At 73.1% G+C, this 13,833-nt stretch carries 14 protein-coding genes; 5 read left to right on the plus strand and 9 right to left on the minus strand.

Features of this window, described 5'->3' with window-relative positions:
* Positions 1 to 68: 68 nt before the first annotated feature.
* Positions 69 to 659, plus strand: coding sequence for a class I SAM-dependent methyltransferase (locus tag ACFYYW_RS21555; RefSeq protein ID WP_387650834.1), 591 nt, complete (start codon positions 69 to 71; stop codon positions 657 to 659).
* Between the two features lie 26 nt (positions 660 to 685).
* Positions 686 to 1,867 (plus strand): acyl-CoA dehydrogenase family protein, encoded by a 1,182-nt coding sequence (locus ACFYYW_RS21560; protein WP_364420298.1) that lies wholly within the window; start codon positions 686 to 688, stop codon positions 1,865 to 1,867.
* A gap of 6 nt (positions 1,868 to 1,873) precedes the next feature.
* On the opposite strand, the gene ACFYYW_RS21565 is transcribed toward ACFYYW_RS21560, so the two are convergent.
* The 5 genes from ACFYYW_RS21565 to ACFYYW_RS21585 are packed head-to-tail and all read right to left on the minus strand — an operon-like array spanning position 1,874 to position 5,037.
* Complete coding sequence (locus ACFYYW_RS21565) at positions 1,874 to 2,425, minus strand: hemerythrin domain-containing protein (protein WP_352325628.1); 552 nt, start codon at positions 2,423 to 2,425, stop codon at positions 1,874 to 1,876.
* 44 nt (positions 2,426 to 2,469) lie between these two features.
* Positions 2,470 to 3,249 (minus strand): enoyl-CoA hydratase/isomerase family protein, encoded by a 780-nt coding sequence (locus tag ACFYYW_RS21570; RefSeq protein WP_364390411.1) that lies wholly within the window; start codon positions 3,247 to 3,249, stop codon positions 2,470 to 2,472.
* The gene (locus ACFYYW_RS21575) at positions 3,246 to 4,160 is read right to left on the minus strand and encodes an alpha/beta hydrolase (RefSeq protein ID WP_387650837.1); all 915 of its coding nucleotides are present in this window, start codon (positions 4,158 to 4,160) and stop codon (positions 3,246 to 3,248) included. The genes ACFYYW_RS21570 and ACFYYW_RS21575 overlap by 4 nt, the downstream gene beginning before the upstream one ends.
* A gap of 9 nt (positions 4,161 to 4,169) precedes the next feature.
* Positions 4,170 to 4,856, minus strand: a complete 687-nt coding sequence (locus ACFYYW_RS21580) for a gamma-glutamyl-gamma-aminobutyrate hydrolase family protein (protein ID WP_387650839.1) — start codon at positions 4,854 to 4,856, stop codon at positions 4,170 to 4,172.
* Positions 4,857 to 4,875: 19 nt separating this feature from the next.
* Complete coding sequence (locus tag ACFYYW_RS21585) at positions 4,876 to 5,037, minus strand: hypothetical protein (RefSeq protein ID WP_387650840.1); 162 nt, start codon at positions 5,035 to 5,037, stop codon at positions 4,876 to 4,878.
* Positions 5,038 to 5,324: 287 nt separating this feature from the next.
* Between ACFYYW_RS21585 and ACFYYW_RS21590 the strand changes: the two genes are divergently transcribed.
* The gene (locus ACFYYW_RS21590) at positions 5,325 to 6,443 is read left to right on the plus strand and encodes a globin domain-containing protein (RefSeq protein WP_352330101.1); all 1,119 of its coding nucleotides are present in this window, start codon (positions 5,325 to 5,327) and stop codon (positions 6,441 to 6,443) included.
* 19 nt (positions 6,444 to 6,462) lie between these two features.
* On the opposite strand, the gene ACFYYW_RS21595 is transcribed toward ACFYYW_RS21590, so the two are convergent.
* The gene (locus ACFYYW_RS21595; RefSeq protein WP_358009331.1) at positions 6,463 to 7,233 is read right to left on the minus strand and encodes a helix-turn-helix transcriptional regulator; all 771 of its coding nucleotides are present in this window, start codon (positions 7,231 to 7,233) and stop codon (positions 6,463 to 6,465) included.
* Positions 7,234 to 7,446: 213 nt separating this feature from the next.
* On the opposite strand from ACFYYW_RS21595, the gene ACFYYW_RS21600 reads away from it, so the two are divergent.
* Both ACFYYW_RS21600 and ACFYYW_RS21605 read left to right on the plus strand, forming a co-directional pair.
* Positions 7,447 to 8,526: a WD40/YVTN/BNR-like repeat-containing protein gene (locus ACFYYW_RS21600; protein WP_387650842.1), complete on the plus strand. Its 1,080-nt coding sequence runs from the start codon at positions 7,447 to 7,449 to the stop codon at positions 8,524 to 8,526.
* A gap of 3 nt (positions 8,527 to 8,529) precedes the next feature.
* Positions 8,530 to 8,850, plus strand: a complete 321-nt coding sequence (locus tag ACFYYW_RS21605; protein ID WP_352330107.1) for a hypothetical protein — start codon at positions 8,530 to 8,532, stop codon at positions 8,848 to 8,850.
* 4 nt (positions 8,851 to 8,854) lie between these two features.
* Here ACFYYW_RS21605 and thyX read toward each other — a convergent pair whose 3' ends face one another.
* From thyX to ACFYYW_RS21620, 3 genes are all read right to left on the minus strand, one after another.
* Complete coding sequence (gene thyX / locus ACFYYW_RS21610) at positions 8,855 to 9,637, minus strand: FAD-dependent thymidylate synthase (RefSeq protein WP_352330108.1); 783 nt, start codon at positions 9,635 to 9,637, stop codon at positions 8,855 to 8,857.
* A gap of 133 nt (positions 9,638 to 9,770) precedes the next feature.
* The gene (locus tag ACFYYW_RS21615; protein WP_387650844.1) at positions 9,771 to 12,410 is read right to left on the minus strand and encodes a M4 family metallopeptidase; all 2,640 of its coding nucleotides are present in this window, start codon (positions 12,408 to 12,410) and stop codon (positions 9,771 to 9,773) included.
* Between the two features lie 244 nt (positions 12,411 to 12,654).
* Positions 12,655 to 13,797 (minus strand): amidohydrolase family protein, encoded by a 1,143-nt coding sequence (locus ACFYYW_RS21620; RefSeq protein ID WP_387650845.1) that lies wholly within the window; start codon positions 13,795 to 13,797, stop codon positions 12,655 to 12,657.
* Between the last annotated feature and the right edge of the window lie 36 nt (positions 13,798 to 13,833).

Below are 13,833 nucleotides of genomic sequence, written 5' to 3' on the forward strand. Positions count from 1 at the left end.
TCCTAGTGGCCGCAGGTTCGTCCAGAGGAGGGAGCGCAGAGGGTGATCTTCCCGATACGTTCGGGGCCATGTCCAACGACACCGCAATGTTCCTCGGCCAGTTCCTGCGCGCCCCCGCCGTGATCGGCGCCGTCGCCCCGAGTTCGCGCCGGCTGGCCGCGGCCGTCTGCGCGCCGGTGCCGGAGCGTGGCGAGCCGACCGTGGTGGAGCTCGGTCCTGGCACGGGCCCGTTCACGGCGGAGATCCAGCAGCGGCTGGCCGGGCGCGGCCACCACCTGGCCGTCGAGGTGAACGAGCGGCTCGCGGGGCTGCTCGCGGCGCGTTTCCCCGCCGTGGACGTGGCCCACGCGGACGCCGCGCGCCTGGGCGAGCTGCTGGCCGGGCGCGGGCTGAGCCACGCCGACGTCGTGGTGAGCGGCCTGCCGTGGGCGGCCTTCCCCACGGGGCTGCAGCACGAGCTGCTGGACGCGGTGACGTCGGTGATGAGCCCCGGCGCCGCCTTCACCACCTTCTCCTACATCCACGCCATCCCGCTGAGCTCGGCCCGGCGGTTCCGGGCGCTGCTGGCCGAGCGGTTCGAGGAGGTCGTGCCCGGACGTACGGTGTGGCGCAACACGCCCCCGGCCTTCGTCTTCCACGCCCGCAGACCTCGACCCTGAACAGAACGAGATTCTACGATGGCGTGATGGATTTCACCCTTCCCGAGAGCGCCCAGGCCGTCCAGCGCGGCGTCGCCGAGATCTGCGCCCGCTACGACCTCGACTACTGGCAGCGGTGCGAGAGCGACAAGCGCTGGCCGGAGGAGGTCTGGGCCGACCTGGCCAAGGGCGGCTGGCTGGGCCTGGCCGTGCCGGAGGAATACGGCGGGGGCGGGCAGGGGCTGCTGGAGCTGGCGGTGGCCACCGAGACGCTGGCGAGCTCGGGCGCGGCGGGCGGCTCGGCCTTCACCTACGTGCTCACCCCCGGCTTCGGCGCGCTCACCCTGGCCCGGCACGGCACCGCCGAGCAGCGGGCCGAGCTGCTGCCCCGGCTGGCCACGGGCGAGGTCGAGACGTGCTTCGCCCTGACCGAGCCGGACGCCGGCTCCAACTCGCTGGCGATCACCACCTCGGCCCGCCGGGACGGCGGCGACTACGTGCTCAACGGCCAGAAGATCTGGATCACCGGCGTGCAGCGCGCCACCTGGATGTTGCTGGTGACCAGGACGGTCCCGGCGGCCGAGGCCAGGCCGCGCACCCACGGGCTGACCGTGTTCCTGGTGAACGTGCCCGAGGCGGTCGCCGCCGGGCAGCTGTCCTTCCGGCCGATCCCCAAGATGGGCGCGAACACCACGCCGTCCAACATGGTGTTCGTCGACGACCTGCGGGTGCCCGCCACCAGCGTGGTCGGCGAGGTGGACGGCGGCGCGGCCGTGTTGTGGGACATCCTCAACCCCGAGCGGGTGCTGCTGGCCGCCTCCGCGCTGGGCGGCGCCGAGGTAGCGCTGCGGGTGGCGGTCGGCTACGCCAAGGAGCGCGAGGTGTTCGGCCGCCCGATCGGCGCCAACCAGGCCATCGCGTTCCCGCTGGCGCAGGTCAAGGCCAAGATCGAGCTGGCCCGGCTGATGCTGTACAAGGCGGCCTGGTCCTTCGACCGGCGGCTGCCGTGCGGCACCGAGGCCAACATCGCCAAGCTGACCGCCTCCCAGGCCGCGTGGGAGGCGGCCGACGCCGCGTTCCAGACGCACGGCGGCATGGCGTACTCGCTGGAGTACCCGGTGGCCAGGTTGCTGGCCGACGCCCGTATCGGAAGGGTGGCACCCGTGACGGAGGAGCTTCTGCTCAACTACCTCGCGACACAGGTGCTCGGGTTGCCCCGGAGTTTCTGACGGCCCTCAGGCCCTGCCCGTCGCCTTGCGGATCACGTCGCGGGCCCTGTCCATGATCGCGGCGGGCGGGCCCGCCAGCAGGTTCTTCGGCGCGGTCTCGACGCCGGCGTGCGGATGCGTGGGCGCGATCGCCTCGGCGGCCTTGACCCCGATCGCCATCGCGTGCAGCTCCTTCTCGCCGGCGGCCTGCCTCAGCCTGGGGAACTCCTCGCGTTCCTCGGCCTCGGCGTGCTCGACGACGGCCTTGCGCAGCGTGGCCAGGTTGGCCGCGAACTGCGGGTCGTCGACGCCCGCCCGCTCCATCTGGGTGAGCATGTCCTTGGCCGCGTTCTCCTCGGCCAGGCGCTCGTCCACCAGGTCGTCACCGTCGTCGACGTGGCGGCGCGCGTAGGGGTGGACGATCTCCTCCTCTGCTGTCTCGTGGACGGCCAGCAGGCGCACCAGCTTCTGGAAAGCCGCTGCTTTGTCCTCGGGGGCAGCGTTCTCGACCTCCGTGAACTGGCTCTTGATCTGCTCGTGCTGGCGCACCAGCAGGTCGACCACATCGTTGTCCGTCATGAAGGTGCGCCTACCCCGGGCCCGGACAAGCACACGCGCCGGGCTCAGCCGAAGGCGGGCGGCCGCTTCTCGCGCACCGCGCGCACGCCCTCGACCACGTCGGGGCCGGTGAAGCCGAGGAACTCCATCGCCAGCGAGGCGTCGAAGGACGGGCCGGCCAGGCGCAGCCAGTTGTTGAGCGAGTACTTGGTCAGCCGGATCGCCTCCTGGGAGCCCTGGGCGAGCCGGACCGCGATCTCCATGGCCTTGTCGTGCACCTGGTCGTCGTCGACGCACAGGCTGACCAGGCCCATGCGCTCGGCCTGCTCGCCGGTGACGGGCTCGCACAGCAGCAGGTGGTACTTGGCCTTGGCCATGCCGCACAGCAGCGGCCAGATGATCGCGGCGTGGTCGCCGGCGGCGACGCCGAGCCGGGTGTGGCCGTCGATGATGCGCGCGGTGCGGCCGGCGACCGAGACGTCGGCCAGCAGCGCCACGGCGAGCCCGGCGCCCACGGCCGGGCCCTGGACGGCCGAGACGATCGGCTTGGAGCAGTTGAGCACGTTGTAGACGATGTCGCGGGCCTCGGCGAACACGCGCATCCGGGTGGCGTGGTCGCGGGTCATCTCCTCGATCATCGACAGGTCGCCGCCGGCCGAGAACGCCGTGCCCTCGCCCCTGACCACGATCGACCGGACGGTGTCGTCGCGGTCGGCCTCGCGCCAGATCTCGCTCAGCTCGCGGTGGCCGGTCATGTCGACGGCGTTGAGCCTGCCGGGCTCGCTGATCGTGACGCGCAGCACGCCCTCGGCCGGGGTGTCGAGCTTGAGCTTGGTGTAGGTCACAGGTGCTCCCGCAGGCGGTCGGCGATGTACTGCCTGGCCTCGGCCGCCTGGTCGAACAGGCCGGGCAGGCCGAAGAAGCCGTGGACGGCGCCGTCGAACCTGCGCGCCTCCACCGGCACGCCGGCGTCGGCCAGGCGGCGGGCGTAGTGTTCGCCCTCGTCCCGGAGCACGTCGTACTCGGCGGTGAGGACGGTGGCCGGCGGCAGGCCGGTCAGGTCGGCGATGCGCAGCGGGCTCAGCAGCGGGTCGGCGGGGTCGGCGCCGGCCGCGTAGCGCTCGGCGAACCAGGCCATCTCGGCGGCGTCGAGGCCGAAGCCCTTGGCGTAGGCGCGGTAGCTGGGGGTGTCCATGGCCGTGTCGAGCACCGGGCAGACCAGCGCCTGGTGGGCCAGCCGGATGCCGGACCCGGCGGCCCGCCAGGCGGCGACGGCGGCCAGGTTGCCGCCCGCGCTGTCGCCGACGACGGCCACGCTGCCGTTGCTCTGGTAGAAGGCGGGCCTGGCGAAGACGTCGCGCACGACGGTCCAGGCGTCGTCGGCGGCGGCCGGGAAGGGGTGTTCCGGGGCCAGCCGGTAGTCGGCCGAGACGACCACGGCGCCGGTGCGCAGGGCCAGGTCGCGGCCGAGCGCGTCGTTGCGCCTGACGCTGCCGAAGACCCAGCCGCCGCCGTGGAAGTAGACCACGACGGGCAGCAGGCCGTCGCCGGGGTCGGCGCGGTAGATGCGGATCGGCACGTCGCCGGCCAGCTCGTCGCGGACGAACGGGAGTTTGGTCAGCGGCCCCCGCTGGGCCGCGAAGCCGTCGTGCGCGCGCATCTCCTGGATCGTGGCCAGGTCGAGCGTGGCCAGGTCGGTGTTGAGGTCCGACGGGTAGAGGGCGACGTAGTCCCGCGCCTGGGGGTGCAGCGGCATGAGCGCAGCCTAGCGGGCCGCCTCGACGAACGCATCGAAGAGCCGATTGTCCCCGCCGCGTTCGGGATGCCACTGGACGCCGACGCAGAACCGGTGGCCCTGGAGCTCGACGCCCTCGACGATCTGGTCGTCGGCCCAGGCCACCGCGAGCAGGCCGCTGCCCAGGCGGCGCACGGACTGGTGGTGCGGCGCGACCGCCTCGACGTGGTCGCCGACGGCCTTGCCGAGCCTGCTCGACACGCTCACCTGGATGTCGTGGACCGCGCCCGGCGCGCCGTGCCGCTCGTGGCCGAGCACCTCGGGCAGCCACGGGATCAGCGTGCCGCCCCGGGCGACGTTGAGGACGTGCAGGCCGCGGGCGATCGCCAGGATCGGCAGGCCGGCCCGGACGGCGGCCCCGGCCAGGGCCAGCTCGTACCGGTCGCGGTGGGGCTGCGGCTCGGGCTCGCGCTCGTCGTGCTCGCCGCCGTAGGCCGCGGCTCCGAGGCCGGCGCCGCCGGCCAGCAGGACGCCGGACAGGCCGCCGACGTGGTCGCCGGCGAGGTGGGGGTCCAGCGGCGGCAGCAGCACCGGCGCGCCGCCGGCCCGCTCGATCGCCTTGGCGTAGGACGGCGGTGACAGCACGGCCTCGCGCACCCAGTCGCCCCAGCGGGCGGCCTCCAGGTAGGCGGTGATGCCGATGAGCGGTCGGGACATGCGGATCTCCAGGGGCGGGTCAGGGCAGGCGGGAGGCCGTCCCGGCGGTCAGCCGGGCCTGCGCCGGGCCGGCACTGGTTCGAGATCCCGAGCCGGCGGCCGGGCGGGTCGCCGTGGTGATGGCCGTGGTGATGGCCGTGCTGGCGGCCGGCACGAAGGTGTGCGCGCCTTTCCGGGCCACCCGTCTGGGGGTGGCGGGCTGTCATGGCGGGATGCTACGCCTCCGCCGGCCGGCGGGAAACACCGGAAACCGAAAGACGAAAATCACTTTTATTCGTTTTCTCCGCCGGAAAAGCCCATATCGCAATTGGGGTGAATCGGTTGTGACGCATCAGAGGTGGTGTAAGACTCATTTCCGAGCGCGCCGGATGTGCCGGGGCACGCAGCGCGTTCACGACCCGGAGCCGTCAGGAGGTGGCCGACGCGGCCGGAATCGAATTTCCGGTCCAATGGGGTGGGGTTGAGTGCATGTCGTTGAATCCGCGACTGGTGAAGGAGAGCTTCTCACTCGTCGAGCCCGTGGCCGACAAGGCGACCGCGTACTTCTACGGGCGGCTGTTCGCCGCGAGCCCGCACCTGCGGGGGATGTTCCCGCCCGCGATGGACGTCCAGCGCGACCGGCTGTTCGGCGCGCTGACCCGGATCGTGTGGAGCCTGGACAGCCCGGACGGCCTGGCCGCCTACCTCGGCCAGCTCGGCAGGGACCATCGCAAGTACGGGGTGCTCGCCGAGCACTACACGGCCGTCGGCACCGCCCTGCTGGCCACGATCCGGCGTTTCGCCGCCGAGGTGTGGAACGACGAGATCGAGGCGGCGTGGGTGTCGGCGTACACGGCGGCGGCGAACCTGATGATCGAGTCGGCCGAGTCGCAGGCGGGCGTCACGCCGGCCTGGTGGCCGGCCGAGGTCGTCGACCACGAGCTGCGCCGTCCCGACATCGCGGTGATCACGCTGCGGCCCGCGCAGCGGCTGCCGTACACGGCGGGCCAGTACGTCACCGTCCAGACCGCGCGCTGGCCGCGGGTGTGGCGCACGTTCTCCATCGCCAACGCGCCGCGCCCGGACGAGACGGTCACGCTGCACGTGCGCTCGGTGCCGGGCGGCTGGGTGTCCACGGCGCTGACCAGGCACACCAGGATCGGCGACACGGTCATGCTCGGGCCGCCGATGGGCACGATGACGCCGCGCGAGCACAGCGCCCGCGACCTGCTGTGCGTGGCCGGCGGCACCGGGCTGGCCCCGCTGAAGGCGATCGTCGAGCACGTCATCGCCTCGGGCCGCCGGCCGCGGATCCACCTGCTGCACGGCGCGCGCACCGCCGACGAGCTGTACGACCTGCCCGACCTGCTGGCGATGCAGGCGTCCTTCCCGTGGCTGCAGGTGCTGCCGGTGGTCTCGGGCGACCCGTCCTACGCCGGGATGCGCGGCCACCTGCCCGAGGTGACCGGGCGTTTCCACTCCTGGTGCGAGCACGACGTCTACGTCTGCGGCCCGGGCGGCATGGTGGACGGCACCGTGCGCCGGCTGCGGGCCGACGGCGTGCCGCTGTCGCGCATCCACCGCGACGTCGTCCCGGGGGAACGCTAGAACGCCCTCCCGGGGGGCGTCAGGAGGCCGCCGGGTCGCGGCGGAAGGCGGCGGCGGTCTCCTCGTCGGCCGGCCAGAACGTCTCGATGGCCAGCTCCGAGACGGTCACGTCCATCGGCGTGCCGAAGGTGGCGATGGTGGTGAACATCGACAAGACGCGGTCGCCGTCGGCGATGCGCAGCGGCAGCAGGATGTCGCCCGGTCCCGGCACGTGGGCCACGTTGAGGTTGACGCCGGGGTAGGTGTAGGCGGCCAGCTCGTCGTGCAGCTCGGCCAGGCGGCCGTCCGCCGACGCCTCGGCCTGCCTGCGGAGCTGGTGCAGCAGGTAGGCGCGGACCTCGGCCAGGTTCAGCAGCCTGCCGCCCATCGCGTCGGGGTGCAGCGACAGCCGCATCACGTTGACCGGCTCGGCCAGCAGCTCGGCGGGCACGCCGGCCATGAACATGGCGGCCGCCGAGTTGGCCGCCACGAGGTTCCACGCCGCGTCCACGACCAGCGCCGGGTACGGCTCGTGCCCGGCCAGGATCTTGTCCAGCGCCTGGCGGACGACGGCCATCTCCGGGGCGCGCACCTCACGCTCGGGGAAGACCGGCGCGAACCCGGCGGCGACCAGCAGCCGGTTGCGGTGGCGCAGCGGCACGTCCAGCTCCTCGGCCAGCCGCATCACCATCTCGCGGCTGGGCCGGGCGCGGCCGGTCTCCAGGAAGCTGACGTGCCGGGAGGAGACGTCGGCCTCGATGGCCAGGTCGAGCTGGCTCACCCGGCGCCGCTGCCGCCACGAACGCAACAAATCACCAAAAGTCTCTTCTTGTATCGCTACTGCTCCCATGTCAGGAAATTTAGCGGTTAGAGGGAAGTATCACGATTACCTGTCGGGTAATGCCCGTGCCGCTCCGGCCGTCCGGGGGCGGCCGGGGGGCAGGCGTGCGGCAAATCTCCCAGTCCTCGGCACCGCCGCCGCGCGCGTGGCACGATGGCGGCAAGCGAACATGGGAGCGATGCTATGAGTGACGCAGTCCTCGCGATCGGCACCCGCAAGGGCCTGTTCCTCGCCCGTTCGGCGGGCGGCGGCCCGTTCGAGATCGAGCCGATCCGGTTCTCCACGGTCGCGGTGCCCTCGGTGGCCATCGACACCCGGGGAGGCACACCCCGGTTGCTGGCCGGTATCGAGTACGGCCATTTCGGTCCGTCCGTGATGTACTCCGATGATCTCGGCGAGACCTGGGACGAGGCCCCCCAGCCGCCCATCGCCTTCCCCGACAAGACCGACGCGACGCTGACCCGGGTGTGGCAGCTCACGCCCTCGCCGTCGGAGCCGGGCGTGGTGTGGGCCGGCGTGGAGCCGGCCGCGCTGTTCCGCTCGGAGGACAACGGCGTCAGCTACCGGCTGGTCGAGGGCCTGTGGGACCATCCCCACCGGCCGCGATGGCAGCCGGGCGGCGGCGGGCTGTGCCTGCACACGATCGTCCCCCATCCCACCGACCCCGAGGTCATGGGCATCGCGATCTCGGCGGCCGGCTTCTACCGCACCCGCGACGGCGGCATGTCGTGGGAGGCCGCCAACCAGGGCATCCGGGCGCCCTTCCTGCCGGAAGGACAGCAGTACCCCGAGTTCGGGCAGTGCGTGCACAAGGTCTGCCTCGACCCCGCCCGGCCCGACCGGCTCTACCTGCAGCACCACTTCGGCGTCTACCGCAGCGACGACTTCGGCGGCAGCTGGCACGACATCGGCTCCGCGCTGCCCTCCGACTTCGGCTTCCCCATCGTGGTCCACCCCACCCGCCCCGACACGATCTTCGTGCTGCCGCTGACGGCCGACGTCGACCGCACCCCGGTCGGCCACCGCTACCGGGTCTGCCGCAGCCAGGACGCCGGCGCCACCTGGCAGGAGCTGGGCGAGGGCCTGCCCGAGGGGCCGGTGCACGCCACCGTGCTGCGCGACGCGATGACCGCCTCCCCCGCCGGGCTGTTCTTCGGCACCCGCGACGGCGAGGTCCACTGCTCGCGCGACGACGGCGAGAGCTGGTCGCAGGTCGCCCGCCACCTGCCCGACGTGCTGAGCGTGCGCGCGGCGGTGCTCTGACCGATGGCCAGGTCATTCACCAAGCCCGTGACGATGGTCGTGTTCGTGCTGCCCAGCTCGCTGCGGCGGTGGGTGAGCGGGCGCACCGAGGTGAAGGTGTTCGCGGTCGGCGCCGACCGCGACTCCCCGCCCACGCTCGGCTCGGCGCTCGACATGCTGCGGCGCACCCATCCGCTGCTGGAGGAGCGGCTGCGCGACGACTACGGCCGCATCCGCCGGCACATCAGCATGATCGTGTGCGGGGAGAACGCCCGCGGGCTCGGCGGCCTGGACTGCGCCCTGCCGCCGGGCGCCGAGGTCTACGTGCTGCCCGCGCTCGCCTGACGCCTCAGACCTTGCGCCAGCCCGGCACCCAGGCCCCGTCCTCGACGACGTAGTCGCCGAACAGGGCGGGCGCCTCCTTGCGCATGAGCTCGCCGATGCGCTGGAACAGCAGGCGGATCTCCTCCTCCGCGCCGACGGCGGTGCGGGCCTCGATCGTGTGCCGCAGCGTGCGCACGTTGGCCGTCCAGACGAGGCCGGTGGCCAGGCCCTCGGGGGCGAAGCGGCGCATGAACGACGTGCGGTGCTTCTTCTCCGAGAACGGCACGCCCTCCTCGTCGAGCCCGAAGTGCCCGGCCATCCAGAGCTGGAACTGCTCCAGCTGCTCCAGCACGGCCGTGGCCCGCTTCATCAGCTCAGGGTCCTGCTGGGCCCACTCGGGGAACCAGAACGGCAGCTCGTCGAGCCGGACGAAGCGCAGCGACTCCTGGGAGATGGCCACGCCGGGCCGGTGGCGCACCAGCTCGTGCGTCAGGACGCGGCTGACGTTGTGCAGCACGAAGCTGAAGCTGACGTGTTCGAGGACCGAGCCGTGCGCGCTGGCCAGGATGTTGCGCAGGTAGTCGTCCTGGTTCTCCCTGATGCGCACCACGTTGGGGTTGAGGCCCGGCTCGAAGGAGCGGTAGCAGAGGCGGCCGGCGAACTCGGCGAGGTTCTGGGCGTCGAGGTCGCCGCGGTCGAGCCGCTCCAGCCAGCTCTCGCCGCCGACCTCGGCGAGGTAACGGCCGAGCTCGTCGTAGTCAAGCTCAGGACGGGCGACGATGAAGACCTCGGGTTCGACACTGCGCATAAGGGAGCCCCCCGCTCGGGTTCTGTGGTTTGTGACGGGCTCAAGCAAACCAGCTCCCGGGGCTGCGCGCGACTCGGCGCCCGCCGTCCCCCTCCGGAGGAACGGCGGGCGCCGGGCCGGGGCCCTTGCCAGGTCAGCAGCGGTGCGCGGGCCGGTCGCGGGTCACCAGGTCGGTGTCGCCGGCGGTCCCGTCCAGCCACAGGACGCGGCCCGCCGCGCCGGCGGCGAACAGCGCCTGCTCCCCGCGGTTGCAGGAGTAGCGCTCAAGGGCGCCGCCGGTGACCGGAACCTGGTAGATCTTCGTCAGGTTCGCGTTCTCCAGCGTGGTCCCGTCCGGCTGCACGCCGACGGTCACCCGCGACTCGCTCGCGTCGAGCCACGTGGCGTACGGCGCCTGCGGCCCGTCCGGCACGACGGGGGTCTGGCCGGTGCCGTCCAGGGCGGCCCGCATGACGCCCATCCGGCCGTCGCGGTCGGCGTCGTAGAGCCAGACGACGTGCCCGGCGGTCAGCGCCGGGCGGATCGACAGCGACGGGATCGCGCCGGCCGGCGGCACCTCGGGCACCACGACCTCCTTGCCGGTCGCCAGGTCGTGCACGACGGGCGTGCTGTGACCGCCGCCGGAGCCGAAGCTCACCCGCACGTAGACGAGCCGGCCGCCGGTGACCGACGGCATGTACCCGGCCACGCCCTTGTCGGCGGTGAGGTTGACCGGGGCGGCGTTCCCGCGCTTGAGCCACAGCTCGACCTCGCCGGTCGCGGGGTCCTCGCCGGACCAGGCCACGGCGTCGCCCGAGACCGCGACGGCGTAGACGTAGCCCGTGGTCTCGTGCAGGACGGTGGAGGGCGCCGAGGCGTCGAGCGGCCGGGAGCGGACCTGGAAGCGGCCCGACGCGGCGTCGAGGGCGACCCACGCCGCACGCCTGCCGTCGGTGGCGGGCGTCCAGTCCCAGCGGCCGTCGTCGGACACGGTGGTCGCGGGGCCGCCGCTCACGCGTCCGGTTTTGATGACGGTGGGGCCGTTCGCGTCGGGGGTGCTGTCGGTGACGGCGTACCGGTCACCGGCCAGGGCGGGCGGGTCGAGGGAGTCGGTGAGGCCGTCCAGGACGACGCGGCTGTCGGTGCGGATCAGCCGCTCCCAGCCGGGCCTGATGCCGTGCCGCTCGAAGGCCAGCGCGATCGCCAGCCGGTCGCGCGCCGGCAGCCGGGCGGCGCGGGCGGCCGACTCGACGGCGCGGCGGCCGTCGGCGAAGTCGTCGAGCGGGGTCATGTACTCCGTCAGCGCCTTGTAGACGATCTTGTCGAACCCGGCGCCGAGCTTCTCCCTGACGTCCCACAGGGCGCCGGAGAAGATCGTGGAGTTGAGGTGCACGCCGCCCGCGTCGATCGCGGTGGTGACGCCGAGGTAGTCCTCGGCGGCGTCGCGGTCGTCGTCGAGGTCGCGGGTGGCGCATTGGGCGGGCGGCAGGCTCTTGCACAGGTCCTCGCCGAGCAGGCTGGCGTCGGGGTCGCTCATCGGGATGCCGAGCGCGCCGGTCTGGATGGCGTTGCCGAAGTAGTCGGCCAGGCCCTCGTTCATCGCGCCCGACTGGCCCTGGTAGACCAGGTCGGCGCTGTGGGTGATGACGCCGTGGGTCATCTCGTGGCCGACGACGTCGAGGCTGGCGGCGAAGGAGTGCAGGTCGGCGCCGCCGCCGCCGTAGACCATCTTGGTGCCGTCCCAGAAGGCGTTCTCGAACGGGCTGCCGAAGTAGGTGACGTTGACGACCGAGTACATCGTGCCGCCCTTGCCGTCGAGCCCGTCGCGGCCGAGCCCCTTGTAGTACTCGTAGACCTTGCCCGCGCCCCACTGGGCGTCCACGGCTCCGCTCTCGGTGTGCTCGGGGCCGAAGGCGGGCGTGGGCGACTTGGCGAGCTCGGTGCCCGCCGGCACGCCGGGCTCGAGGAACTGCTGCACGTCGGCGCCGGCGGCGTCGTAGGTGAGGATCTCGCCGGTGGTGCCGTTCCACATCGGGCGGGCGCGGTCGCGCAGCTCGTACGCGCCGTCGGCCCGCTGGTAGACGTTGAGCGGGACGGTCCTGCCGTGCGCGGTCTGCCCGCTGCCGGTCGCCGGGCCCTCCATGCGCAGCCGGTCCAGGGCGAACAGCGGGCGGCCGGAGTGGGCGTCCACGTAGGCGTCCAGCAGGACGGGCCGCTTCCTGGCCGCGTCGGCGCCGGTCAGGGTGACGTGCCAGGCCAGCACGCCCTTGCCGCGCGGCAGCACGACGAGCTCGCCGGGCGTGGCCTTGACCCTGGCGCGGACCTGGTCGTCCCGGACGAGCCGGGCGCGGGCCAGCCGGGCCGCCAGGGCGGGGGTGACCGTGGGCGTGGTGTTCACGTCGAGCTCGGTGAGGAAGCGGCCGCCGGCGCCGGTCACCTCGCGGCCGGCGCCGTCCCTGCGGAAGCGCACCAGGTACTGTGCGCCGAAGACGGGCAGGTTCCGGTACCGCTGGGCGAACCTGACGGTCTCGTCCTGGCCGTTCACGACCGTGCGCAGCGGCACCAGGTCGGCGGGGTCGAGGTGGTAGCGCGGGTCGGCCAGGTGCGCCTTGGCAGCGGCGACGGGGTCCGCCGCGGCGGCGGGCTCGGCCAGCCCGCTCACCTCGGCGGGGGCCCGGGTGCCGGCCCGGGACTCCACCTGCGGCTGCGGCGGGTCGTCGGCCGCCGCGACACCGGGAACGGCCAGCGCGAGCGACAGGGCTGCGGCCGTGAGGACGAAGGGACGCCAGGACACGACACCTCCAGGTGTGGCGTAGGGGGGCTGGCGTCCACGATCATCACAGCAATATTGACAAACAGACAAATCACAATTTGATTACCGGAAATGTAAATTTCCGATTAGTGATGGAAATGTCGTGAATTAATGGCATTCCGTTACGGAGACAACGCGCACCGCCGCCACCGGCGACGCGCGGGCGGGCGGGCGCGCGGGCGGGCACCGGCGGGCGCGCGGGCGGGCACCGGCGGGCGCGCGGGCGTCAGAGGCGGTACACCCGGCGGGCGTTGCCCGAGCCGATCATGTGGGCGATCCTGGCCGCGTCGGCCGGGCTCCACTCCCCCGCCTCCAGCCTGGCCAGCAGGGCCGCGCCCAGCGCCTGCCGGTGGTACAGGGCGCCGAGGTAGCCGGTCTCGGCCACGCCGCGGCACCCGGAGCTGAACAGCTGCTTGTGGAACGGCGCCAGCTCCAGCAGCTCGTCCATGACGCGGGCCGAGGCGGCGGCGTGCGGCAGGGCCGGGCCGACGTCGACGTAGACGTGCGGGTAGACGCCCGCCAGGTAGGCGGCGGTGCGGTGGTAGGGGTAGCAGTGGAGCAGGATGACCGGCACGCCGAGGGGCTGCAACGCGTCCATGAGGGCGCTGAGCCTGGCCGGGTCCGTACGGTGCAGGTCGGGGCCGCGCCCGCCGAACCCGGCCTGGAACTGGACCGGCAGCCCCCGCTCGCGGGCCACGTCGATCGCGCTCCACAGCAGGTGGCGCAGCAGCACCGGGTCGGTCAGCGGCCGTTTGGGGTCGGCCAGGCGGCGGTTGGCGCCGGCGATGACCGAGCCGGTGCTCGGCCTGGCCGGGTCGAAGTCGAGCCCGCAGCGGCTCGCGATGACCGTCTTGAGCCCGACCGCCCTGGCGGCCCTGGCCGACAGCTCGTCGGCCAGGCCGTCGAGGTAGTCGACGGCGAGCTGCGCCGACTCGGCGACGTCCTGCTCGATCTGCTCGATCCGGACGATCTCGTCGGCGGCGGCTCCGCCGTGGCGGCCCATCTCGGCCGCCGACAGCAGGTCGATGTCCTCGTCGCCGGTGTCGACCAGGAACGCCACCACCCCGGCCCCGGCCAGCAGGCGCCGGTTGACCTCGCCGGCGCCCAGCTCGGCCCGCCGGGCGAGGTAGACGGCCGGGGGCGCGTGCGGCTCCAGGCCGAGCAGCGGGGCGCACCAGCGGCGCAGGCTCATGCCGAACGGCGAGTCGAAATGCGTGGTGCCGGGCGGGGCCGGGGCGCCGCCGGCGTTGATCAGCGGCTCGAACTGGGCCCGGGTCAGGTCGTCCCGGCGAACCCCGTGACAGTGGTGGTCGACGAGCGGGGCGAGCAGCGCGTCACGCACCGTGTCGGGCAGGGCTACGGGGAGCATGCGGAGACTCTAGGGGAGCCCCGCACGCCCCCGCGG

Origin of the sequence: Nonomuraea sp. NPDC001831, from assembly GCF_042892035.1 — a bacterium.
Lineage (GTDB): Bacteria > Actinomycetota > Actinomycetes > Streptosporangiales > Streptosporangiaceae > Nonomuraea.

Coding starts and splice junctions, on each gene's coding strand:
- ACFYYW_RS21555 (WP_387650834.1), top strand. CDS start 69: ATGTCCAACGACACCGCAATGTTCCTCGGCCAGTTCCTGCGCGCCCCC.
- ACFYYW_RS21560 (WP_364420298.1), top strand. CDS start 686: ATGGATTTCACCCTTCCCGAGAGCGCCCAGGCCGTCCAGCGCGGCGTC.
- ACFYYW_RS21565 (WP_352325628.1), bottom strand. CDS start 2,425: ATGACGGACAACGATGTGGTCGACCTGCTGGTGCGCCAGCACGAGCAG.
- ACFYYW_RS21575 (WP_387650837.1), bottom strand. CDS start 4,160: ATGCCGCTGCACCCCCAGGCGCGGGACTACGTCGCCCTCTACCCGTCG.
- ACFYYW_RS21580 (WP_387650839.1), bottom strand. CDS start 4,856: ATGTCCCGACCGCTCATCGGCATCACCGCCTACCTGGAGGCCGCCCGC.
- ACFYYW_RS21590 (WP_352330101.1), top strand. CDS start 5,325: ATGTCGTTGAATCCGCGACTGGTGAAGGAGAGCTTCTCACTCGTCGAG.
- ACFYYW_RS21600 (WP_387650842.1), top strand. CDS start 7,447: ATGAGTGACGCAGTCCTCGCGATCGGCACCCGCAAGGGCCTGTTCCTC.
- ACFYYW_RS21605 (WP_352330107.1), top strand. CDS start 8,530: ATGGCCAGGTCATTCACCAAGCCCGTGACGATGGTCGTGTTCGTGCTG.
- thyX (WP_352330108.1), bottom strand. CDS start 9,637: ATGCGCAGTGTCGAACCCGAGGTCTTCATCGTCGCCCGTCCTGAGCTT.
- ACFYYW_RS21620 (WP_387650845.1), bottom strand. CDS start 13,797: ATGCTCCCCGTAGCCCTGCCCGACACGGTGCGTGACGCGCTGCTCGCC.